The sequence below is a fragment of the Mycolicibacterium monacense genome, from assembly GCF_010731575.1.
Taxonomy (GTDB): domain Bacteria; phylum Actinomycetota; class Actinomycetes; order Mycobacteriales; family Mycobacteriaceae; genus Mycobacterium; species Mycobacterium monacense.
Genome location: NZ_AP022617.1, coordinates 5,813,764 through 5,835,018, shown reverse-complemented (window position 1 = coordinate 5,835,018; position 21,255 = coordinate 5,813,764). Strand labels below are relative to the sequence as shown.

The 21,255-nt window shown below is 69.1% G+C and carries 24 protein-coding genes and 1 pseudogene; 14 read left to right on the top strand and 11 right to left on the bottom strand.

What is annotated here, in order from left to right:
* Positions 1-14: 14 nt before the first annotated feature.
* From arsB to G6N49_RS28025, 4 genes and pseudogenes are all read right to left on the bottom strand, one after another.
* Positions 15-1,082 (bottom strand): annotated as a pseudogene (arsB, locus tag G6N49_RS28040) (ACR3 family arsenite efflux transporter); the annotation flags it as partial.
* Entirely contained in the window at positions 1,079-1,456 is a 378-nt protein-coding gene (locus G6N49_RS28035) for an ArsR/SmtB family transcription factor (protein ID WP_011561900.1), read from the bottom strand. The pseudogene arsB and the gene G6N49_RS28035, both read right to left, overlap by 4 nt.
* Before the next feature lie 47 nt (positions 1,457-1,503).
* The gene (gene mshD / locus G6N49_RS28030) at positions 1,504-2,406 is read right to left on the bottom strand and encodes a mycothiol synthase (RefSeq protein WP_083044847.1); all 903 of its coding nucleotides are present in this window, start codon (positions 2,404-2,406) and stop codon (positions 1,504-1,506) included.
* Entirely contained in the window at positions 2,403-3,176 is a 774-nt protein-coding gene (locus tag G6N49_RS28025; RefSeq protein ID WP_011561902.1) for a winged helix-turn-helix transcriptional regulator, read from the bottom strand. The genes mshD and G6N49_RS28025 overlap by 4 nt, the downstream gene beginning before the upstream one ends.
* Before the next feature lie 173 nt (positions 3,177-3,349).
* On the opposite strand from G6N49_RS28025, the gene lmeA reads away from it, so the two are divergent.
* The 9 genes from lmeA (at position 3,350) to G6N49_RS27985 (ending at position 8,022) form a co-directional block, all read left to right on the top strand.
* Positions 3,350-4,147, top strand: a complete 798-nt coding sequence (lmeA, locus tag G6N49_RS28020) for a mannan chain length control protein LmeA (protein WP_064871893.1) — start codon at positions 3,350-3,352, stop codon at positions 4,145-4,147.
* The gene (locus G6N49_RS28015; protein ID WP_011561904.1) at positions 4,144-4,566 is read left to right on the top strand and encodes a thioredoxin family protein; all 423 of its coding nucleotides are present in this window, start codon (positions 4,144-4,146) and stop codon (positions 4,564-4,566) included. The genes lmeA and G6N49_RS28015 overlap by 4 nt, the downstream gene beginning before the upstream one ends.
* A 28-nt stretch (positions 4,567-4,594) precedes the next feature.
* Positions 4,595-4,684: an Ms5788A family Cys-rich leader peptide gene (locus tag G6N49_RS29900; protein ID WP_353612150.1), complete on the top strand. Its 90-nt coding sequence runs from the start codon at positions 4,595-4,597 to the stop codon at positions 4,682-4,684.
* Positions 4,685-4,775: 91 nt separating this feature from the next.
* Positions 4,776-5,246 (top strand): DUF4395 domain-containing protein, encoded by a 471-nt coding sequence (locus tag G6N49_RS28010; protein ID WP_011561905.1) that lies wholly within the window; start codon positions 4,776-4,778, stop codon positions 5,244-5,246.
* Between the two features lie 29 nt (positions 5,247-5,275).
* Positions 5,276-6,109 carry a sulfurtransferase gene (locus G6N49_RS28005; protein ID WP_011561906.1) on the top strand — a complete coding sequence of 278 codons (834 nt, stop codon included), beginning with the start codon at positions 5,276-5,278 and terminating at the stop codon, positions 6,107-6,109.
* A 4-nt stretch (positions 6,110-6,113) separates the two neighbouring features.
* Positions 6,114-6,416 (top strand): DUF1416 domain-containing protein, encoded by a 303-nt coding sequence (locus tag G6N49_RS28000; protein WP_011561907.1) that lies wholly within the window; start codon positions 6,114-6,116, stop codon positions 6,414-6,416.
* Between the two features lie 216 nt (positions 6,417-6,632).
* Positions 6,633-6,953 (top strand): DUF732 domain-containing protein, encoded by a 321-nt coding sequence (locus G6N49_RS27995; protein ID WP_011561908.1) that lies wholly within the window; start codon positions 6,633-6,635, stop codon positions 6,951-6,953.
* Positions 6,954-7,093: 140 nt separating this feature from the next.
* The gene (locus G6N49_RS27990; RefSeq protein ID WP_011561910.1) at positions 7,094-7,768 is read left to right on the top strand and encodes a heme-binding beta-barrel domain-containing protein; all 675 of its coding nucleotides are present in this window, start codon (positions 7,094-7,096) and stop codon (positions 7,766-7,768) included.
* The gene (locus tag G6N49_RS27985) at positions 7,768-8,022 is read left to right on the top strand and encodes a hypothetical protein (protein WP_083044848.1); all 255 of its coding nucleotides are present in this window, start codon (positions 7,768-7,770) and stop codon (positions 8,020-8,022) included. Before G6N49_RS27990 ends, G6N49_RS27985 begins: the two co-directional genes overlap by 1 nt.
* 260 nt (positions 8,023-8,282) lie before the next feature.
* Here G6N49_RS27985 and G6N49_RS27980 read toward each other — a convergent pair whose 3' ends face one another.
* Entirely contained in the window at positions 8,283-9,161 is an 879-nt protein-coding gene (locus tag G6N49_RS27980) for an aminodeoxychorismate lyase (RefSeq protein WP_011857054.1), read from the bottom strand.
* 32 nt (positions 9,162-9,193) lie between these two features.
* On the opposite strand from G6N49_RS27980, the gene ygfZ reads away from it, so the two are divergent.
* Entirely contained in the window at positions 9,194-10,264 is a 1,071-nt protein-coding gene (ygfZ, locus tag G6N49_RS27975) for a CAF17-like 4Fe-4S cluster assembly/insertion protein YgfZ (RefSeq protein WP_011857055.1), read from the top strand.
* 137 nt (positions 10,265-10,401) lie between these two features.
* Positions 10,402-10,581 carry a DUF3073 domain-containing protein gene (locus tag G6N49_RS27970; protein WP_011561914.1) on the top strand — a complete coding sequence of 60 codons (180 nt, stop codon included), beginning with the start codon at positions 10,402-10,404 and terminating at the stop codon, positions 10,579-10,581.
* 12 nt (positions 10,582-10,593) lie between these two features.
* Here G6N49_RS27970 and purM read toward each other — a convergent pair whose 3' ends face one another.
* Positions 10,594-11,667 carry a phosphoribosylformylglycinamidine cyclo-ligase gene (gene purM / locus G6N49_RS27965; protein WP_011561915.1) on the bottom strand — a complete coding sequence of 358 codons (1,074 nt, stop codon included), beginning with the start codon at positions 11,665-11,667 and terminating at the stop codon, positions 10,594-10,596.
* 107 nt (positions 11,668-11,774) lie between these two features.
* Between purM and G6N49_RS27960 the strand changes: the two genes are divergently transcribed.
* A complete protein-coding gene (locus tag G6N49_RS27960) occupies positions 11,775-12,209 on the top strand; it encodes a cupin domain-containing protein (protein WP_011768374.1) in 435 nt (144 codons plus the stop codon).
* A 71-nt stretch (positions 12,210-12,280) separates the two neighbouring features.
* On the top strand, positions 12,281-13,258 hold the full coding sequence (locus tag G6N49_RS27955) for an NAD(P)H-binding protein (protein WP_011857056.1): 978 nt from the start codon (positions 12,281-12,283) through the stop codon (positions 13,256-13,258).
* Between the two features lie 58 nt (positions 13,259-13,316).
* Here G6N49_RS27955 and purF read toward each other — a convergent pair whose 3' ends face one another.
* Both purF and G6N49_RS27945 read right to left on the bottom strand, forming a co-directional pair.
* Positions 13,317-14,852 carry an amidophosphoribosyltransferase gene (gene purF, locus G6N49_RS27950; RefSeq protein WP_011561918.1) on the bottom strand — a complete coding sequence of 512 codons (1,536 nt, stop codon included), beginning with the start codon at positions 14,850-14,852 and terminating at the stop codon, positions 13,317-13,319.
* Positions 14,853-14,955: 103 nt separating this feature from the next.
* Entirely contained in the window at positions 14,956-15,348 is a 393-nt protein-coding gene (locus G6N49_RS27945) for a sterol carrier family protein (protein WP_011561919.1), read from the bottom strand.
* Positions 15,349-15,364: 16 nt separating this feature from the next.
* Between G6N49_RS27945 and G6N49_RS27940 the strand changes: the two genes are divergently transcribed.
* Entirely contained in the window at positions 15,365-16,564 is a 1,200-nt protein-coding gene (locus G6N49_RS27940) for an MCE family protein (protein WP_011561920.1), read from the top strand.
* Here G6N49_RS27940 and G6N49_RS27935 read toward each other — a convergent pair.
* The 3 genes from G6N49_RS27935 to purL are packed head-to-tail and all read right to left on the bottom strand — an operon-like array spanning position 16,554 to position 21,252.
* Entirely contained in the window at positions 16,554-17,192 is a 639-nt protein-coding gene (locus G6N49_RS27935) for an Rv0804 family intramembrane glutamic endopeptidase (protein WP_011561921.1), read from the bottom strand. The two genes, G6N49_RS27940 and G6N49_RS27935, sit on opposite strands and share 11 nt — an antisense overlap.
* The gene (locus G6N49_RS27930) at positions 17,192-18,949 is read right to left on the bottom strand and encodes an alpha/beta hydrolase (RefSeq protein WP_011561922.1); all 1,758 of its coding nucleotides are present in this window, start codon (positions 18,947-18,949) and stop codon (positions 17,192-17,194) included. The genes G6N49_RS27935 and G6N49_RS27930 overlap by 1 nt, the downstream gene beginning before the upstream one ends.
* Positions 18,946-21,252, bottom strand: a complete 2,307-nt coding sequence (purL, locus tag G6N49_RS27925) for a phosphoribosylformylglycinamidine synthase subunit PurL (RefSeq protein ID WP_064871905.1) — start codon at positions 21,250-21,252, stop codon at positions 18,946-18,948. Before purL ends, G6N49_RS27930 begins: the two co-directional genes overlap by 4 nt.
* Positions 21,253-21,255 lie beyond the last annotated feature (3 nt).

Sequence of the window (21,255 nt, the reverse complement as noted above, 5' to 3'; positions counted from 1 at the left end):
CGAACAACACCGACCGGCCGGGAGAAGCGGCGGCGCAGGGCGAGTGAGACGTACACCAGGGCGACCAGGACGGGCACCTCGATGAGCGGACCGACGACGCCGGCGAGAGCCTGACCCGACGTGGCCCCGTAGGTGGCGATCGCGACGGCGATGGCGAGTTCGAAGTTGTTGCCCGCGGCGGTGAATGCCAGCGTGGTGGTGCGTTCGTATCCCAGCCCGAGGAGCGCGCCCAGCAGGTATCCGCCGCCCCACATGATCGCGAAGTACGCCAGCAGGGGTAGCGCGATCCGCACCACGTCGAGTGGCCGGTTGGTGATCTGATCCCCTTGCAGCGCAAAGAGAATGACGATGGTGAAGAGCAGACCATACAGCGCCCACGGCCCGACGGTGGGCAGGAACCTCGACTCGTACCAGTCGCGGCCCCTGGCCTTCTCACCGAATCGCCGGGACAGGTATCCGGCCAGCAGTGGAATCCCGAGGAAGATCAGCACGGACTTGGCGATGTCCCACGGGGACGTGGCGATGGTGGTCTGCTCCAACCCGATCCAGCCCGGCAGCACCGACAGGTAGAACCATCCGAGCACCGCGAACATCACGACCTGGAAGATGGAGTTCAGCGCGACCAGCACCGCCGCGGCTTCGCGGTCCCCGCAGGCGAGGTCGTTCCAGATGATCACCATGGCGATACACCGGGCGAGCCCGACGATGATCAGCCCGGTTCGGTACTCCGGCAGGTCGGGCAGCAGGAGCCAGGCGAGCGTGAACATGAGCGCGGGTCCGAGCACCCAGTTCAGGAGCAGCGAGCTCACGAGGAGTTTGCGGTCACCGGTGACGGTGTCGAGCCTGTCGTAGCGGACCTTGGCCAGCACCGGGTACATCATGATCAGCAGCCCGAGTGCAATGGGTAGCGAAACGCCGTCGACGGCAATGCTTTCCACCACGGTGTTCAGGCCGGGGACCCAGCGGCCGAGGAGCAGCCCCGCGGCCATCGCGATGCCGATCCACAGTGGCAGCAACCGGTCCAGCGTCGAGAGTTTGGCGACGACCTGAGGCGTCTCGGTGGACGCGACCGGCCGAGTCATGCGTTCGCCCCTGCTGTCGCGTCGAGGGTATCGATCGCGAACAGCATCGCAAGACTGCGCAGCGCCTCAGGGGCCACGGCGTAGTACACCCAGGACGCGCGGCGCTGGGAGGTCAGCAGGCCGGCGTCGCGCAGAACCTTCAGGTGGTGCGAGATGGTCGGCTGCTTGACGTCGATGCCGTCGGAGACGTCGCATACGCAGGCCTCGCCACCGGCGCGGCTGGCGATGGCGCTGAACAGGCGCAGGCGGACGGGGTCGGCGAGCGCCTTGAGCGTCGACGCCATCTGCGCGGCGGCATCCGGGGTCAGTGGCTCGCGCAGCAGCGGGGCGACATCACAGCGGTCCGCCGATTCCATGGGCGTCGAATTCGACATACATCGATATTGACGTTGATCAATGCAGAAGGCAAACCGGGGGCTTGTCAGTCGGCGACGGCGGCGTACGCGGCGTCGACCGAGGACACGTCGAATCCCAGTCGCCGATAGGTTTTCACCGCTGCGCCGTTGTCGGCTTCGACGTAGAGCATCACCGTCGGCTGCGGGGAGTTCGACAGCCGTTCGGCGAGATGGTGCAGTCCGGTCAGCGTGAGGGTGGCGCCCAGACCTCGACCCTGGGCCGCCGGGTCGACGCCGACGACATAGACCTCACCGAGGTCGGGCCCGTGGACCTTCGTCCAATGGAAGCCGAGGAGTTTCCCCGATGCATCGTCGAACGCCATGAACAACCCCGCCGGGTCGAACCACGCCTCGGCGCGCCGTTCGGCGATGTCGGCGTCGGTCCAGCCGCCCTGCTCCGGATGCCAGGCGAAGGCGGAGTTGTTGACCCGCAACAACTCTGGGTCGTCACCCGGTCCGGAATAGGTGGCCAGCCGAACACCGTCGGCCACCGTCACCGGCGGCAGATCGGTGAGCGGCCGACGCATCTGCAGCAGTTCACGCACCACCTGCAGACCGAGTGTCCGCGCGGTCGCCCGGGCGGCCTCGAGGTTGCCGTGCGCCCAGATCCGCGCCTGCGTGCCGCCTTCGGCGAGCCCGGCACGGGCCATGGCCGCCCCAGTGCCGCGCCGCCGGAAATCGGGGTGCACCACCAGTTCGGCCATCGGCGGTGCGGTGTCGGAGGCGGGCGCGAGGTTGAGGTAGCCGACGACCGCTCCGGCGTCGGGGTCGACGGCCAGCAGGTGTCGGGTCCGGTTGGCGGGAAGTTCCCGCAGCACCTGGTCACCCACGGGGGCGACCCCATCGTGGCGCGTCGCGGCGGCGACGACGTCGCGGATGCTGCCCTGTTCGTCGTCGGTGAGTGCGCTCCGCCAGTCGATCGACGTCACGGTGCGCGCAACGGGTCCGCCAGCGACGGCGGCACGCTGTCGGGCGTCTCGTAGTCGTCCTCGTCGTCGGAGAGTTCGGCCTCCGGCGCGGGCGGGCGGCCCCGGGCGGGCCGTACCGCCTTGTAGCCCACGTTGCGCACGGTGCCGATCAGCGATTCGTATTCGGGGCCGAGTTTGGCGCGCAGCCGTCGCACGTGCACGTCGACGGTGCGGGTGCCGCCGAAGAAGTCGTAACCCCACACCTCCTGCAGTAGCTGGGCGCGGGTGAACACCCGGCCGGCGTGCTGGGCGAGGTACTTCAGCAGTTCGAATTCCTTGTAGGTCAGGTCCAGCGGGCGGCCCCGCAGCCGGGCCGTGTAGGTGCCCTCGTCGATCACCAGCTCACCGAGGCTGATCTTGCCGGCGTTCTCCTGATTCGCGACGCCGCCGCGACGCCCGACCAGCAGTCGTAGGCGCGCGTCGATCTCGGCGGGCCCCGTCCCGGGCAGCAGGATCTCGTCGAGGCCCCACTCGTGGTTGACGGCCACCAGGCCGCCCTCGGTGACCACCGCCACCACGGGCACCGACGTCCCCGTCGTGCCGAGCAGGCGGCACAGGCCACGCGCGGCGGCCAGGTCGGTGCGGGCGTCGACGATCGCGACGTCGGCGGTGCCGGCCTCCAGCAGGGACGAGACCTCGGTCGGGGCGGCCCGCACGTTGTGCGCGAGCAGCGACAATGACGGCAGAACCGACTCGGGGTGCGGGTCGACGGTCAACAGCAGTAGATCCACAGGCCCTCCAGCAGTCCGGGGGCGTCGCCCGACGTCGATGTCTGCGGTGATCTCCCAGATTTGTGCCTGACACACGGCCGTTACCGACCGTTGGCTAAGTAACGATAGCGCGCCCACACCGAATCAGCCGCGCCAAGTCCGCTCACCGCAGTCGGGTAAGCCAGAATGTGGCGATGCGCAAGCTGCTGATCGGGCTCGTCGCGACGGTGACCGCGGTGGTCGTCGGCGCGGTCGGCGCCGACTTCGGCACCGCCATCTACGCCGAATACCGCTGGTCACGGACGTTGCGGGACGTCGCGAACCTGGATTCGGACCCGTGGGTGGGGATCATCGGTTTCCCGTTCGTCACCCAGGCGATGGATCACGAATTCGGCGAGATGGAAATTCGCGCCAGTGGCGTTGATCACCCCGTGGTGGGTAAGGCCTCACTCGAGGCGACCCTGCACGACGTCGACCTCTCCGAGACGTCGTGGCTGGTCCGCCCGGACGCGCCGATGGCCGTCGGCAAGGTGGAGAGCCGCATCATCATCAACTCCACACACGTCGGCCGCTTCATCGGCATCCCCGACCTGCTCGTCGAAGCGCCCACCGGGGAGACCAACGACGCGACGGGCGGCACCACCGAATCCGGGATCTCCAGCAACAAGGGTGTGGTGTTCACCGGCACCCCGGAGGCGGCCGGATTCGACGAGCGGGTGTCGGTGGCCGTCGACCTCTCGGTCAGTGGCCCCGACCAGACGACGCTGGTGATGACGGCCACCGACGTGCTGACCGGCGCAGGCACGGCCGAGCAGGCGGTGCCCGAGGACAAGACCGCCGCGGTGCTCGACGCGTTCAGTGCCAGCATGCCGGGCCAGAAACTTCCGTTCGCCATCGCTCCGACTGCGCAGGGTGCGCGCGGCTCGGATGTCATCATCGAAGGTATCGCCGACGACATGACCATCACGCTCGACGGGTTCAGGCAGTCATGAGCTCGTCGTGGATCGTCGTGATCGCGGTACTGATCGCGGTGTTCGGCGTCGCGTTCGTGGTGGGCCGGCTGGTCACGCTGCGGGCCGGCCTGATCAAGGCCGAAGCCGCCGCGGCGAACATCGACACCTCCGGGCTCGGGTTGTCCGACACGGGGCCCACCGTCCTGCACTTCAGCGCCGACTGGTGCGGACCCTGCGACGCCGTGCGCCGGGTGGTCGACCAGGTGTGCCGCGAGCTGCCCGAGGTCGCGCATGCGGAGATCGACATCGACGCGAATCCGGAAGCGGCCAGGCGGCTTTCGGTGCTGTCGCTGCCGACGACCATCATCTTCGACGCGCACGGCCGTCCCCGCTACCGCACGTCGGGCGTGCCGAAGGTCGCTGACCTGCGGTCGGTGCTGGAACCGCTGTTGGCCTGATCACCCTGTCATTGGGTAAGCTGGCCGCGTGTTCGCCCGCCTCGAGCTGATGCTCACCAAGCGCCGCGCAGTCGATCTGTGCCGCACCGCGGGTTGTTGCTGTTGTTGTTGTAGCTGAGCGTCGTCGCGCGGCCACGGTCGCGTTCGCTCGAGCTAGCGGCTCTGGCCTGTCCACAACCAGACATCCAACGCAACAGGAGTATGACCACATGTCCACGTCGACAGACACCGCGTCGGACCCCCGGGTCGACGTCCGCGGTCCCCGGTTCGCCGCCTGGGTGACCACCGGCGTGCTGGTCGCGACGCTGGTGCTCTCCGCGGTGAGTCCGCTCGCGGCGGCGGTCCTGCTCGGCGCGCAGACCGTCGTCTTCGCGATCGGCGCACGACGCGGTCCCCGCCGGCACCCCTACGGCATCGTGTTCGGGCGGGTGATCGCGCCCCGACTCGGGCCGGTCACCGACCGCGAACCGGCGGGCCCCTTGAAGTTCGCCCAGCTCGTCGGCTTCGTCTTCGCCGCCGTCGGCACCATCGGATTCGCCGCGGAATGGTCCGCGGTCGGTCTCATCGCCACCGCGTTCGCACTGTTCGCGGCGTTCCTCAACGCGGCCTTCGGCATCTGCCTGGGCTGCAAGCTCTACCCGCTCGCAGCCCGGCTCCGCCGGGTTCCCACCCCCGCATGACTTCGCAGTAAGCAACGAAAGGATCATCGATGGCTCGCTCCGACGTCCTGGTCACCACCGACTGGGCCGAGAGCAATCTCGACGCGCCGAACACCGTGTTCGTCGAGGTCGACGAGGACACCTCGGCGTACGACACCGGCCACATCCCCGGCGCCGTACGACTCGACTGGAAGACCGAACTGCAGGATCAGGTCAAGCGCGACTTCGTCGACCAGCAGCAGTTCTCGAAACTGCTGTCGGAGAAGGGCATCGCCAACGACGACACCGTGATCCTCTACGGCGGTAACAACAACTGGTTCGCCGCCTATGCCTACTGGTACTTCAAGCTCTACGGCCACGAGAACGTCAAGCTGCTCGACGGCGGTCGCAAGAAGTGGGAGCTCGACGGGCGTCCGCTGTCCAGCGAGCCGGCGAACCGACCCGCGACCAGCTACACCGCCAAGCAGCCCGACACCAGCATCCGGGCCTTCCGCGACGAGGTGATCGCCGCGATCGGGCAGAAGAACCTGGTCGACGTGCGCTCCCCCGACGAGTTCTCCGGCAAGATCCTCGCTCCCGCGCACCTGCCGCAGGAGCAGAGCCAGCGTGCCGGCCACATTCCCACCGCCATCAACGTGCCGTGGAGCAAGGCCGCCAACGAGGACGGCACCTTCAAGTCGGACGAGGATCTGACCAAGATCTACGCCGACGCCGGCCTGGACGGTGAGAAGGAAACCATCGCCTACTGCCGCATCGGTGAGCGCTCGTCGCACACCTGGTTCGTGCTGCAGGAACTGTTGGGACACAAGAACGTCAAGAACTACGACGGCAGTTGGACGGAATACGGCTCCCTTGTGGGGGCCCCGATCGAGTTGGGAAGTTAGATATATGTGCGCTCCTCCTAAGCAAGGCCTGACACTGCCCGCCAGCGTCGACCTGGAGAAGGAAACCGTCATCACCGGACGTGTGGTGGACGGCTCCGGCCAGGCCGTCGGGGGCGCGTTCGTGCGCCTGCTGGACGCCTCCGACGAATTCACCGCCGAGGTCGTCGCGTCGGCCACCGGTGACTTCCGGTTCTTCGCCGCGCCGGGCACCTGGACGCTGCGCGCGCTGTCGAAGGTCGGCAACGGCGACGCCACCGTCGCCCCGTCGGGCGCGGGTATCCACGAGGTCGACGTCAAGGTCGCCTGACGACGAAGGCGGCGAGGGACGAGCCGACGAAGAGTCTGGCATCCAGTCCCGCCTGACGGACTGCTTGTTCGCCGCGCCGGGGCGTTCTCGCCCCGGCGTGCGCGCTGACGGACTCGCATATTTCTGTGAATTCGCTGCAAATCGCACTGCGGTCAGTCACGATGTGGGCAGATCTTGTGCCGTCACAGGATTTCGACCCGTTGAACAGGACTGACCATGAACCTGACGCTCGTGTGCGCGGCCGCTTCCGCCATCGGCGCCGTGGCGCTGGCAACCGCACCCGTCGCCGCCGCCGGGCCCGAGGAGGACTTCCTCACCATCATTCGCGACGAGGGCATCGTGTGGGAGGCGGCGGACACCCCGGCCGTCATCGACACCGGCCACGCCGTGTGCTCCGATTGGAGCAACGGCGCCACGTTCGCCGATGAGGTCGCCGATCTGCTCAGCGTCACGGACTGGACCGACTACCAGGCCGGTGTGTTCATCGGGGCCGCGACCGGCGCGTTCTGCCCCCAGTTCGAGTACAAGATCGGCTGACCGGCCGGACGCGAACCGAGTTCCTCCGGCGGTTAGACTGGGCGCGTGGTCCTGTTCTACGAAATCCTGCTCGTGGTGTGCACCTTGGTGATCACGTGGTTCGCGCTGTACGCGCTGTACCGCCTCATCACCGATGAGTCGTGACCGCACCGCAAGAACCTGAAGACGCCGCCGGTTCCATCTTCTCGACCTCCGGCGACCGCGCGGTGGCGGACGCCGCCGAACGGGCCAAAGTCACTGCATCGCGCAACATCCCGGTCTTCGACGATCTCCCGCTGCCCGCGGACACCGCGAACCTGCGCAAAGGGGTCGATTTCAACGACGCACTGCTGGCGCTGCTGCCGCTGGTCGGTGTGTGGCGCGGTGAAGGTGAAGGCCGTGGGCCCCACGGCGACTACCGGTTCGGTCAGCAGATCGTCGTCTCGCACGACGGCGGCGACTACCTGAACTGGGAAGCCCGGTCCTGGCGGTTGACCGAGTCCGGCGAATACGACCGAGTGGGATTGCGGGAGACGGGGTTCTGGCGCTTCGTCAGCGATCCTGCCGACCCCTCGGAATCGCAGGCGATCGAACTGCTGCTCGCCCATTCGGCCGGCTACATCGAGTTGTTCTACGGCCATCCGCGCAACCAGTCGTCGTGGGAACTGGTCACCGATGCACTGGCCCGCAGCAAGTCGGGGATGTTGGTCGGCGGGGCGAAGCGGCTGTACGGAATCGTCGAAGGCGGCGATCTGGCCTACGTCGAGGAGCGGGTGGACGCCGACGGCGGACTGGTCCCTCACTTGTCGGCACGGTTGGCGAGGTACGTCGGATAGTGGGCTGGCGGAAGATCACGGCGGCTCTGGCTGCCGCGGGGCTGGTGGCGGCGTGCGCATCGCAGGAGTCGCCGTCCGAATCTGGTCCCCCGTCGTCGAGCCCGAGCGCGCACGGTTCGTACGCGGAATGCCTCAACGAACACGGCGTGCCCGCCGCGCCGGGTCCGAACACGGGCCCGCCCGCGGGTGTCGACCGTGCGGCGTGGGATCAGGCGTTGAAGTCCTGCGCCTCGCTGGCGCCGGGACCGGGCTGAGAAGCGCGGAACCGACCCCGGATATGGGCGACCCCCGAGCCGTTGGTTCCTGGTTGGACGGACCGAGGGGCTCGGGGGCCGGGTGACTGCGGGGAATTCGCCAGCGCACGACAGGTCGGTGCTCGACTTCCCCGGTGCTGCTAGCGGGCAGCCACCTCACATGTCCATAAGTCACTCAATTTGTCGGACCACCTCCTTCCCTGTGTACGAGCGACCGTACCCGCGCTCGCGGACACCGACAAGGGATTTTCGATTCGCCGTCAGCGATCGCTGACGATGGCCGCGTCGACCAGCGCAGACACCTCGGCCGCCAAGGGCGTCGGCCGCAGCGGCACCCCGTCCAGCGTGTGCACACGGGCCGCAAGGGTGATACTGGAGATCAGCCAGACACCTTGTGCCGCAACCAGATCCGCAGGGCGCAGCGCCCGGTAGTCGCAGTCGTAACCCTTGTTGCGCGCGACCTCGAACAACGCCTGCTGGGTGGTGCCCCGAAGGATCGGATACCACGGCGGGGGGGTGAGCAACCCCAACCCGCCGCCCTCCATCTCGGTGGCGATCACGACCGTCGACCGCGGCCCCTCGAGGATGTGGCCGTCGGAGCTGACGAAGATGACGTCGCCTGCGCCGTGCTTCTCGGCATGCCGCAGCGCCGCCATGTTCACCGCGTACGACAGTGTCTTGGCCCCCGCGAGCAACCACTGCAGCTCGGCGGCCTCGGTCGGCAGCCCACGCGCCAACGTCAACGCCGCCACCCCGTCCCGGCGGGCGGCCGCCACCCGCGTCGGCAGGGCGCCGATCGTGACGAATGCGGTTGGCGCTCCTCCGCTTTCGCGGCCACGGCTGTATACCAGGCGCAGCACCCCTTCGCCGCCACCGTCCGCCGTCCAGCGATGCACCGCGGCGGTGACCGCCGAACGCCACCGGGCCGGATCCGGGGCGGGCAACTCCATCAGCCGTGCCGAGTGGGTGAGCCTCCCGAGGTGCGCCTCCAGGAGGCAGGGACGACCGTCGCGGACCAGCAGTGTCTCGAAGATGCCGTCGCCACGGACGGCGGCCAGATCGTCGGCATGCAACAGGGGTGTCTGCGGGTCGTGAAAGGCACCGTCGAGGGTGACGACCACACCGGGTCCGCTCGCCATGGGCCATCAGCGTAGACCCGTAGAGTTGAGCCATGTCAGCAGTTCCCGTCCCCGAAGGACCGGACGTCGGGGCGGTGTGGCACTACGGCGACCCGCTCGGCGAACAGCGCGCCGCCGCCGACGGCGCCGTGGTCGTCGACCGCTCGCACCGCGCCACCCTCGCCCTGTCGGGCGCCGAACGCCGGTCCTGGCTGCACACGATCTCCAGCCAGCACATCAGTGACCAGCCCGACGGCACCGTCACGCAGAATCTGAGCCTCGACGGTCAGGGCCGCGTCGAGGACCACTGGTGGCAGACCGAACTCGACGGCGTCCTCTATCTCGACACCGAGCCCTGGCGCGGCGAACCGCTGCTGAACTACCTCCGCAGGATGGTGTTCTGGGCCGATGTGACGATCGAACCGGCCGACCTGGCGGTGCTGTCCCTATTGGGTCCCGCGCTGGCCGACACGCCGGTACTCGACGCGCTCGGGCTGGGTTCGCTACCGGCGGAATCGACCGCGGTGGCCCTGCCCGGCGGCGGGTTCATCCGGCGGCTGCCCGCCGACGGGCTCGAACTGGACCTCCTGGTCCCCCGTGCGCAGGTCGCCGACTGGCGCGACCGCCTCACCGCCGCGGGCGTCCGTCCGGCCGGTGTGTGGGCCTACGAGGCGCACCGGGTGGCGGCCCTGCAGCCCCGGCTGGGTGTCGACACCGACGAGCGCACGATCCCCCATGAGGTCGGCTGGATCGGCAGCGCCGTTCACCTCGACAAGGGCTGCTACCGCGGCCAAGAGACGGTCGCACGCGTCCACAACCTGGGAAAACCGCCCCGCATGCTGGTCCGGCTGCACCTCGACGGGACCACCGACCGGCCGTCGACGGGTGACCCGGTACTCGCCGGCGGCCGCACCGTCGGACGGGTGGGCACCGTCGTCGAGCACATCGACGACGGTCCGGTGGCGCTCGCCCTCGTCAAACGCGGCCTGCCCGCGGACACCCCGCTGACCACCGGCGGAGACGTCGAGGCGACCGCGATCATCGACGCCGATTCCCTGCCGGACAACGATCACGTGGGCGCCGGACGGCTCGCCGTCGAGCGGCTACGGGGCGGCGGTCGGTGAGCCTGGTCACCGCGGACGAGGGCATGCCAGCACATGACGAGCGGGCACGCTAAAGTGTTGGCAGGACAATAACGACATCGGAGAATCGGAGCCGCCAGTTCTCAGGGCCGCTCCGTTATTGCGCGAGGGGGTCCCCTATGGGCCGCGGCCGGGCGAAGGCGAAGCAGACGAAGGTTGCTCGTGACCTGAAGTACAGCTCGCCACAAACTGACTTCGAACGGCTACAGCGCGAGCTGGCCGGCGGGTCCGACGACTTGGACCCCAGCGACGGCGTAGCCGACGACCCGTGGGCGCCCGAGGACGACTGGCGCCGCTAGCCTCCACGCGTTTCAGAACCGCGGGTGCTGACCCACCAGCAGCGCTCGCGGCTCGTCCTTGCCGCCCTTCTTGACGGTCCCGAGCGTCCAGCAGTCGATGTGACGGGCGGTGAGGATGGCCAGCGCGCGGTCGGTGTCCTCCGGCGCGACGACGGCCACCATGCCGATGCCCATGTTGAAGGTCTTCTCCATCTCGGTGCGCTCGATGCGACCGCGCTGGGCGATCATCTGGAACACCGGCGCCGGCGTCCACGTGCCGCGGTCGAGTTCGGCCATCAGACCGTTGGGCACCACGCGTTCGAGGTTTCCTGCCAGCCCACCGCCGGTGACGTGGCAGAACGTGCGTACCTGGGTCTCGGCGGCCAGCGCGAGGCAGTCCTTGGCGTAGATGCGCGTGGGTTCGAGCAGTTCCTCGCCCAGGGTGCGGCCGAACTCCTCGACGTGGCCGGCCAGGTTCATCCGGTCGATCTCCAGCAGCACCTTGCGGGCCAGTGAGTAGCCGTTGGAGTGCAGGCCTGAGGACCCCATTGCGATGATCACGTCACCCGGGCGGACCCGGTCGGGGCCCAGCACGTCGTCGGCCTCGACGATGCCGATGCCGGTCGCCGAGATGTCGTAGTGGTCCGGGGCCATAAGCCCCGGATGTTCGGCGGTCTCCCCGCCGAGCAGCGCGCAGCCGGCGATCACGCAGCCCTCGGCGATCCCGGCGACCAGCTGGCTGACCCGCTCGGGAACCGTGCGCCCGACGGCGATGTAATCCTGCAGGAACAGCGGTTCGGCGCCGCAGACCACCAGGTCGTCGACCACCATCGCGACCAGGTCGAGCCCGACCGTGTCGTGCTTGTCCATCGCCTGTGCGACGGCGAGCTTGGTGCCCACGCCGTCCGTCGAGGACGCCAGCACCGGTTCGCGGTAGCCGCCCCGCAGGGCGAACAGGCCGGCGAACCCGCCGAGCCCTCCGCGCACCTCCGGGCGGGTGGCTTTCGCGGCCAGCGGTTTGAAGAGTTCGACTGCGCGGTCACCGGCCTCGATGTCTACACCGGCCGACGCATAGGAAATGCCGTGTTGTTCGGCGCGCTCGGTCATCGAGGGAAAGGCTACCGGTCGCGGCTTCGCGACGGTAAACGCCATCGGCGATCGCTGCCTGCGCGTTTCCCCGCAGCAGGGCGACCGGTGTGACACCGTTGGCGCCCATGAACCCACAGCGCGTTGCCCTGACGGCCGCGGCAATCACTTTCGCGGCATCGACAGCACTGGCGGCACCCGCGGCGGCGACCCCGCCTCGCGACACCCAGGGCACCATCCTGTGGGAGATGACCGACGCCGGGTCCGACTACATCTTCCGCGAGATCACCATCGCCCCGGGTGGCAGCACCGGCTGGCACTCCCATCCCGGCCAACTCCTCGCCACCGTCAAGGAGGGCGTGCTGCTGCACAATCGGGCGGACTGTTCGGTCGACGGCTTCTACGTCGCCGGTCAGGACATCAGTGAGAAGGGCGGGCCGGGGTACGTGCACATCGGCCGTAACGTCGGTCCGACACCGCTGGTCCTGCAGGTTCTCTACATCAACCCGGCCGGCGCCCCGCTCGCCGACGATGCACCCGACCCCGGCTGTGGGTTTGCCTGAGGCGTTTCGCGGTCATCCGTGCTGATACCGGCTCCGAATCACTGTGAGACGGCGACGGAACGGAGATTGGTGTGGTTGACAACATCCGCTGCTTGGTGACGGGCGCGACGGGTTACATCGGCGGTCGGCTGGTGCCCGCACTGCTCGACCGCGGCCTGCAGGTCCGCGCGATGGCACGCACCCCGGGCAAGCTGGACGACGCGCCGTGGCGTGCGCAGGTCGAGGTGGCGAAGGGCGATCTGATGGATCGCGAATCGTTGGCGGCGGCGTTCGAGGGCATGGATGTCGTCTACTACCTCGTGCACTCGATGGGCACGTCGAAGAACTTCGTCGCCGAGGAAGCCGAATCGGCACACAACGTGGTGGCCGCGGCCAAGCAGGCCGGGGTCCGCCGGGTGGTGTACCTGAGTGGTCTGCATCCCGAAGGGGTCGAGTTGTCGCGGCATCTGGCCTCCCGCACCGAGGTGGGCGAGATCCTCATCGACTCCGGTATCGAAACGATGGTGCTGCAGGCCGGGATCGTCGTCGGATCGGGGTCGGCGTCCTTCGAGATGATCCGCCACCTGACCGACCGACTGCCGATCATGACCGCACCGAAGTGGGTGCACAACAAGATCCAGCCGATCTCCATCGACGATGCCCTGTACTACCTGGTCGAGGCGGCCACCGCGGTGGTGCCGTCGTCGCGGACCTGGGACATCGGCGGTCCGGACGTCCTGGAGTACGGCGACGCGATGCAGGTCTACGCCGACCTCGCCGGGCTGCGTCCCCGCCGGTTCGTGGTGTTGCCGTGGCTGACGCCCACACTGGCCAGTCACTGGGTGGGTCTGGTCACGCCGATCTCATCGGGGCTGGCGCGGCCGCTGGTGGAGTCGCTGGAATGCGATGCCGTCACGCATGAGAACGACATCGACGCCGTAATTCCGCACCCGCCCGGCGGACTGACCGGTTACCGGGAGTCGGTCGCCGCGGCGCTTCGGGAGAACGGTACGGCCGCGACCGGCGGCAGGCGTCACCTGCTGCGGATCAATCCCGCGGTCGCTCAATAGGAGGCGTCAAGGCCTACACGACGCCGGAGGCGTCAGGGCCTACACGACGCCGGAGGCGTCAAGGCCTACGAAGCGCCGAGGCGTTGTCGTTGTCGACCTTCTCGAGCGGGATCCCGCTGCGGGCGGCCGTCGCGAGCATCTGCTCGATGACGTTCTTGCCCAGCGCGGACTCGCCCGGCAGCTCGATCGGGTAGTTGCCGTCGAAGCACGCCGAGCACAGCCGCGAGGCGGGCTGTTCGGTCGCCGCGATCATGCCCTGCTGTGAGATGTAGCCCAGGGTGTCCGCGCCGATGGCACGGCGGACGGCGTCGAGCATCTGGTCCTCGTCCTCGGCGCCGTTGGCGATCAGCTCGGCCGGGGTGGCGAAGTCGATGCCGTAGAAGCACGGCCATCGCACCGGCGGGGAGGCGATCCGGACGTGCACTTCGAGGGCCCCGGCCTCGCGCAGCATCCGGATCAGCGCGCGCTGGGTGTTGCCGCGCACGATCGAATCGTCGACCACGATCAACCGCTTACCGCGGATGACCTCTTTGAGCGGGTTGAGTTTGAGCCGGATGCCGAGCTGGCGGATGGTCTGCGACGGCTGGATGAACGTGCGGCCGACGTAGGCGTTCTTCATCAGGCCCTGGCCGTAGGGGATGCCGGAGCCCTGTGCGTAGCCCACGGCTGCGGGCGTGCCCGACTCGGGGACCCCGATCACCAGGTCGGCCTCGACGGGCATCTCGCTGGCGAGGCGGCGGCCGATGTCGACGCGGGTGGCGTGCACCGAGCGGCCGGCCAGCGTGCTGTCCGGCCGGGCCAGATAGACGTATTCGAAGACGCACGACTTCGGGGTGGGGTTGGCGAAGCGGGTGGAGCGCACGCCGTCGGCGTCGATGGCCAACAGTTCGCCCGGTTCGATGTCGCGGACGAACGACGCGCCGACGATGTCGAGGGCCGCGGTCTCCGACGCCACCACCCAGCCCCGGTCCAGCCGTCCCAGCGACAGCGGGCGCACACCATACGGGTCGCGGGCCGCGTAAAGGGTGTTCTCGTCCATGAAGGTCAGACAGAACGCGCCGCGCACGGTCGGCAGCAGTTCGAGGGCCGCCTGTTCGACGGTGGCGTCGGCGGCGCCGTGGGCCAGCAGCGCGCCGAGGATGTCCGAATCGGTGGTCGCCGCGCCGGGGGTGCGGCCGTTGATCAGGCCGGCGTCGCGGGCCCGGGCGGCGAGCTCGGTGGTGTTGACCAGGTTGCCGTTGTGGCCGACGGCCACGCCGGTGCCGGCCAGGGTGTTGCGGAAGACGGGCTGGGCGTTCTCCCAGGTGGTCGACCCGGTCGTCGAGTAGCGGCAGTGCCCGATGGCGACGTGTCCGTGCATGGCGGCCAGCGTCGGCTCGTCGAACACCTGGCTGACCAGGCCGAGATCCTTGAACACCAGCACTTGCGAGCCGTCGGCTACGGCGATCCCCGCCGCTTCCTGACCACGGTGCTGTAGCGCATAGAGGCCGTAGTAGGTGAGCTTGGCCACATCCTCACCCGGGGCCCAGACGCCGAAGACGCCGCATTCTTCACGGGGATCGTTCTCGGGCTCGATGTCGTCGTGGCCGCTCACGATATGGCTGCTCCCAAGGGGATGTGGGTGACGTAGTTGAGTCTACGGGCCGTATACCCGGTTATGGGAATCGGCGACGTGTCGTGAAACACCTATTTCGCCGTTACATTCCCGGAGTCACGACGGGTAGCCAATTGGCCAGTTCACCGGCACGGGACCCGGACAGGTGCAGCCCACCGCTCGCGGCCGCCTCGTCGAAGGACAACAGCCCGGTGGCGATCAGCAGCCACGTGCGCGGGTCGGTCTCCACCACGTTGGGCGGATTGCCCCGTGTGTGGGTGGGTCCCGCGATGCACTGCACGGCGACGAAGGGCGGCACCCGCACCTCCACACTGGCGCCGGGGGCGAGGGCCGCCACGGTGCGCGCGGTCAATCTGACCGCCTCGGCGATCTCCGTGCGTCCGGGGGGCGCGGCCGTGTCGTCGCGCAGCCAGTCCACGACGGCCGATACCGCCGCGCGGGTCTGCGCCGGATCGGCGGTGCGGCGGGCGGCCATACCTTAGTGTCGCAAAGTGGCCAGCCACCGCCGTCACCCGCCGTACCGGCTGGCCGGCGCGGTTGCGCTCGCGGTGTTCTGCGTTGTGGCGGCAACCATTTCGCTACAGTTCCGCGGCGCCTTCGCCGAGCGGGTGACACTCACCCTGTTGTCCCCCCGGGCCGGGCTGGTGGTGGACCCGGGAGCGAAGGTGACGTTCAACGGGGTGGAGATCGGACGGGTGACCGCGATCTCCGCCCGAGCCGACGAGACCGCACCGGCAGAGTTGGCCCTGTCGGTCGACCCGCGCCATCTGCACGTCATCCCGGCCAATGTGATCGCCGACATCAGGGCCAGCACAGTCTTCGGCAACAAGTACGTTGCGCTCCGGTCACCGGATCACCCTGCGCGCGAACCGATCTCACCGGACCTCCCGATCCGGTCGGTGGCGGTCACCACCGAGTTCAACACGTTGTTCGAGACGGTCGTGAGCCTGGCCGAGCGGGTGGACCCGGTCAAGCTCAACCAGACCCTCGCCGCCACCGCCGAGGCACTCACCGGGCTGGGTGCACGCTTCGGCGAATCGCTGGAACACGGAGCCGCGATCCTGGCGGACCTCAATCCGCGGATGGATCAGGTGCGCCACGACGTGGCGCGCACCGCCGATCTGGCAGGCATCTACGCCGACGCCTCCCCCGACCTGTGGTCGGCGCTGGACCACGCCGCGCTCACCGCGGCGACGGTGAACGCCCGTCGTTCCGACGTCGACGCCGCGCTGCTGGCGGCGGCCGGTTTCGAGGCGGGCGCCGACACGCTGCGGCGCGCCGGGCCGTACCTGGTGCGCGGTAGTGCCGACCTGCAGCCCACCACCGCACTGCTCGACGACTACCGGGGCATGATCTTCTGCACGATCCGCAACTACCACGACGTCGCACCGGAGATCCAGCGCACGCTCGGCGGAGACAACGGCTACGCGCTGCGCGCGGCGGGCACCGTGCTCGGCGCCGGCAATCCCTATGTGTATCCCGACAATCTGCCGCGAATCAACGCCCGCGGCGGACCCGGCGGCAGGCCGGGCTGCTGGCAGAAGGTCACCCGCGAGCTGTGGCCGCATCCGTATCTGGTGATGGACACCGGCTACAGCCTGGCCCCGTACAACCACGCCGAGTTCGGCCAACCGTTCGCGATGGACTACGTGTGGGGCCGCCAACTCGGCGAGCTCACCATCAATCCCTGACCGCCGAGCGCAGGGGCCGCTGGACGGCCAGCGCCGCGAGCGCACCGGCCTCGTTGACCGCCAGATGCGCCAGCATCGGCGCGACCAGACTGCCGGACCGCTCCGCGAGCCACGCGAACACCCAACCGGCGATCCCGGTGGTCACGACGGTGCCGACGACCGGCTCACCGGCGGCGCGCGCGTCGGCGATGTGCGAGAGCCCGAAGGCGACCGACTGCAGCAGCCGCCCCCGCGTCGGCCCGAACGCCGAGGCGCCGAGATATCCGAGTGCGCCCCGGTAGGCCAGCTCTTCGGCCCACACCGTGCCCAGCGGGATGCGCAGGATCAACCACCGTGTGGGCGCGGCAGGCAGATCCCGCGCCTTCATCGCCGAGCGGACACCGGGCACCGCGCTGGCCGCCGCGACGCCCGTGGTGACGACGGCCGCGGCCGTCGCACCGGCGCCCAGCCCACCGCGCAGCGCAGGAGGGCGCAGCCCGAGCGGCGCCCGGGTGGCTGCCGCCAACGACGCGCCGAACACCGCGTGCACGACCGCGGCCCATCGTTCGGGAAGGCGGGGACTCACCAGACCGCTGAGCGCGACCAGGGCGGTGGCGAGGGTGAGGGCCGCTACCTCGTTGCGCCGCATCAGTATTCGGGACCGCCCGACTCGCGCAGTGAGGCGCGGATGCGTTCGGTGTCCGCCGCCGTCCAGTCGGGCGGTGGCGCGACGGCCGCCCAGCCGTCGAGCACGGATTCGCCGTAGTTGTGACCGTGTCCGGCCGGCACACTGGACGCGTTGGTCATATCGGCACCCACCTGCCAGAACGTCACGATGGGGTACCAGCGCATCGATGAGGTGCGGTCCCTACCCGGCGGCTCGCGCAGCCAGTCCGGGCGGGCGGTGAGCAGATCCGGTGAGTACCAGACGATCGGGTCGGACGCGTGCTGCAGGAACAGCACCCGGGTGCCCTCCCACGGGGGCGCGGTGTCGCGGGCGATCTCGGCCGGATCGGTCGCCGGCGAGAACCGCACGGTACGGCCACCGTCGTAGCGTGGCTCGACCTCCGGGGTCCCGGGGTCGCGGCGGTCCGTGATCGCCTTCCACAGGGGGCTGGCGTTGGGCGGGCCGACCCACAGCACCGACGAGAACCCCATGTCGGCGATGTCGGGCAGCCAGGCGAACGCGGCCTGCCCGGCCATCGAGCCCAGACTCTCGCCGTAGAGCACGAGTTTCGGCCGCTGCTGCGCCGGCCGCTGTGACCACCGCTGCTGTACGGCGTCGATCAGCATGCGTCCCGACTCCATCGACCGCTGCTGATCGCCGAGGAACGAGATCCAGCTCGGCAGATACGAATACTGCATCGCCACCATGGCGGTGTCGCCGTTGTACATCAGCTCGATCGCGCGGGCGGCGACGGGGTTGACCCATCCGGTCCCCGTGGTGGGCACGATCACGAGCAGTTCACGGTCGAAGGCCCGGGTGCGCTCGAGTTCGCTGAGCAGCACGGCGATTCGCTGTTCGTCGGTGTCCGCGGTCTGCAGGCCGGCGTAGACGCGGATCGGCTCCTGCGCGGGCCTGCCGTTCACCCGCTCCAGTTCTCGTGCGTCCGGGCCGCTGCCGACGAAGTTGCGGCCCTGGTAGCCCAGGCTGTCCCAACTGGCGAACGATGCTGGGCTGCCGGATCTCTCGGGTTGGGTGGGCTGGCTGACGCCCTCGCGGGTGGTGAAGTTCTGCGGCTGGAAGACACGGCTGGCACCGGCCAGGAACCCCTGCAGCAGTACGCCGTTGATCAACGTGATGAGCAGCACCACGATGGCCGCGGTGCCGATCAGCAGCGCCATCTCGTCGCTCAGACGCCACCGGCGGATGAGCCAGCGGGCCAGCGTCTTGATGATGCCGAGCACCACCCGACTGACCGCGACACACACCCCGCCGGCAAGCGCCGCGACGACCAGCACTCGGAAGTAGCCGGACGTCTCCGGGCCCGGCATGCCCATCTCGGCCGAGACCTGCCGCTGCCAGGCCGCCGCCGGTACGAGCATCAGGACGCTGGCCGCGATCGCCAAACCGACGACCCCGGTCTTGACCGCGTACAGCGTCCGGCGCGACGGCAGCCACGCGCGTCTCCCGCCTATGACGAAGCGCACCAACATCTTCGAGATGAACACGCCGATGCCGTATCCGATGGCGGCGTTCGCCCCGCCGATCAGTCCCTGGAACAGCCAGTCGCGCGGCAGCAGCGAAGGGGTCAGGGACAGGCAGAAGAACAGGGCGCCGAAGGCGATGCCGGTGTAGTCGAGGCGGATGAGGCCCCACACCCGGATGAGCAAGGGGTGGCGCCGCGGGCGTTCGGGAGTGTCGGTGACGGTGTCACCGGAGATCTGATCGGTCTGTGCTCTCACCCGAACAGTCCGGGCAACACGCCCTCGGAGGTGGTCCGCAGTTCCGTCAGCGGCACCGTGAAGTGGCCCTGCACTTCGACCGCATCGCTGCCGGGATCGACCACGCCGATGCGGGTGATGGGCAGGCCGCGGGCTTCGCACATCGCGCGGAAGCGGCTCTCCTCGGTGCGGGGCACCGCGACGAGTACCCGGCCGGCCGATTCGCTGAAGAGGAACGTGAACGGACCTGTGCCGTTCTCGAAGTTCTCGGGAATGAGGACCCGGCAACCCGTTTCACCGGCCAGCGCGGCCTCCACGACGGCTTGGATCAGCCCGCCCTCACTGAGATCGTGTGCGGCGGAGATCAATCCGTCACGCGAGGCGGCCGTGAGCACATCGGCGAGCAGCTTCTCCCGTTCGAGGTCGACCTTGGGGGGCAACCCGCCGAGGTGACCGGCGGTGACCTGCGCCCAGATCGACCCGTCGAACTCGTCGCGGGTGTCGCCGAGCAGCATCAGCGTCTCGCCGGGTTCGGTGCCAAGACCGGTCGGGATACGCCGCTTGACGTCGTCGAGCACGCCCAGCACCCCCACGACCGGGGTGGGCAGGATCGCGGTCGACCCGGTCTGGTTGTAGAAGCTCACGTTGCCACCGGTGACCGGGATGCCAAGGGCCGCACAACCATCGGCCAAACCGCGCACCGCCTGGCTGAACTGCCACATGACACCCGGATCCTCAGGGGAGCCGAAGTTGAGGCAGTTCGTCACGGCGACCGGTGTGGCGCCGGTGACCGCGACGTTGCGGTAGGCCTCGGCGAGGGCCAGTTGCGCACCGGTGTAGGGATCGAGTGCGGTGTAGCGGCCGGAGGCGTCGGTCGAGACCGCGATGCCGCGGCCGGTGGCCTCGTCGATGCGCAGCACGCCGCCGTCGGCGTGTTCGGCCAGCACCGTGTTGCCGCGCACATAGCGGTCGTACTGTTCGGTGATGTACCCGCGGCTGCACAGGTGCGGGCTGCCGATCATGGCGAGCAGGGTGGCGCGCAGTTCGTCGCCGGTGGCGGGTCGCGGCAGATCGGCCGACGTGTCGGCGTTGAGCGCGTCCTGGGTGTCGGGGCGGGTGACCGGGCGCTGGTACACCGGACCCTCGTGGGCGACGGTGCGCGGCGGCACGTCGACGACGGTGTCGCCGTGCCAGGTGATCACCAGACGGTCCCCGTCGGTGACCTCGCCGATCACGGTGGCGAGCACCTCCCATTTGCGGCAGACCGCCAGGAAGGCCTCGACGTTGTCCGGTGTGACGACCGCGCACATGCGTTCCTGCGACTCGCTGGACAGGATCTCGGCGGGAGTCATGTTCGCCGCACGCAGCGGGACCTGATCGAGTTCCACACGCATCCCACCGTCCCCGGCTGACGCGAGTTCAGATGTGGCACAGGACAATCCGGCGCCGCCGAGGTCCTGGATGCCGACCACGAGGTCCGCGGCGTACAGCTCGAGGCAGCATTCGATGAGCACCTTCTCCATGAAGGGGTCCCCGACCTGCACCGAGGGGAGCTTCTTGCGGCCCGCCCCCGACTCGTCGCCGGAGAAGGTGTCCGAGGCCAGCACCGACACCCCGCCGATGCCGTCGAGCCCGGTGCGCGCACCGAACAGGATGATCTTGTTACCCGCACCCGAGGCGAATGCCAGGTGCAGGTCCTCCTTGCGCATCGCGCCGACGCAGAGGGCGTTGACCAGCGGGTTACCCGCGTAGGAGGGGTCGAAGACGGTCTCGCCGCCGATGTTGGGCAGGCCGAGCGAGTTCCCGTATCCACCGACCCCGCGCACCACGCCGTCGAGCACGCGCTTGGTGTCGGGGGCGTCGGCGGCGCCGAAGCGGAGCTGGTCCATCACGGCCACCGGGCGCGCGCCCATCGCCATGATGTCGCGGACGATGCCGCCGACGCCGGTGGCCGCGCCCTGGTACGGCTCGACGTAGGAGGGATGGTTGTGGGATTCGACCTTGAAGGTCACCGCCCAGCCGTCGCCGATGTCGACGACACCCGCGTTCTCGCCGATACCGGCGAGCATCGTCGAGCGCATCTTTTCGGTGGTGGTCTCGCCGAAGTACCGCAGGTGCACCTTCGAGGACTTGTACGAGCAGTGCTCGCTCCACATCACCGAGTACATCGCCAGTTCGGCGTCGGTGGGTCTGCGCCCGAGGATCTCGCGTATGCGCTGGTACTCGTCGTCCTTGAGGCCCAGTTCGCGGAACGGTTGAGGCTGGTCGGGGGTGGCTGCGGCACGCTCGACGGTGTCCAGCGTGGGGGCAAGCTCCTGCGTCACGCA

Bases quoted from the DNA above. Each gene is read 5' to 3' on its own strand.
- G6N49_RS27960 (WP_011768374.1), top strand. From the start codon at position 11,775: ATGAACCCACAGCGCGTTGCCCTGACGGCCGCGGCAATCACTTTCGCG.
- lmeA (WP_064871893.1), top strand. From the start codon at position 3,350: ATGCGCAAGCTGCTGATCGGGCTCGTCGCGACGGTGACCGCGGTGGTC.
- G6N49_RS28035 (WP_011561900.1), bottom strand. From the start codon at position 1,456: ATGTCGAATTCGACGCCCATGGAATCGGCGGACCGCTGTGATGTCGCC.
- G6N49_RS27945 (WP_011561919.1), bottom strand. From the start codon at position 15,348: ATGGCCGCCCGCCGCACCGCCGATCCGGCGCAGACCCGCGCGGCGGTA.
- G6N49_RS28015 (WP_011561904.1), top strand. From the start codon at position 4,144: ATGAGCTCGTCGTGGATCGTCGTGATCGCGGTACTGATCGCGGTGTTC.
- G6N49_RS27970 (WP_011561914.1), top strand. From the start codon at position 10,402: ATGGGCCGCGGCCGGGCGAAGGCGAAGCAGACGAAGGTTGCTCGTGAC.
- purM (WP_011561915.1), bottom strand. From the start codon at position 11,667: ATGACCGAGCGCGCCGAACAACACGGCATTTCCTATGCGTCGGCCGGT.
- G6N49_RS27935 (WP_011561921.1), bottom strand. From the start codon at position 17,192: ATGCGGCGCAACGAGGTAGCGGCCCTCACCCTCGCCACCGCCCTGGTC.
- G6N49_RS28010 (WP_011561905.1), top strand. From the start codon at position 4,776: ATGTCCACGTCGACAGACACCGCGTCGGACCCCCGGGTCGACGTCCGC.
- G6N49_RS28005 (WP_011561906.1), top strand. From the start codon at position 5,276: ATGGCTCGCTCCGACGTCCTGGTCACCACCGACTGGGCCGAGAGCAAT.
- G6N49_RS28000 (WP_011561907.1), top strand. From the start codon at position 6,114: ATGTGCGCTCCTCCTAAGCAAGGCCTGACACTGCCCGCCAGCGTCGAC.
- ygfZ (WP_011857055.1), top strand. From the start codon at position 9,194: ATGTCAGCAGTTCCCGTCCCCGAAGGACCGGACGTCGGGGCGGTGTGG.
- G6N49_RS27995 (WP_011561908.1), top strand. From the start codon at position 6,633: ATGAACCTGACGCTCGTGTGCGCGGCCGCTTCCGCCATCGGCGCCGTG.
- G6N49_RS27980 (WP_011857054.1), bottom strand. From the start codon at position 9,161: ATGGCGAGCGGACCCGGTGTGGTCGTCACCCTCGACGGTGCCTTTCAC.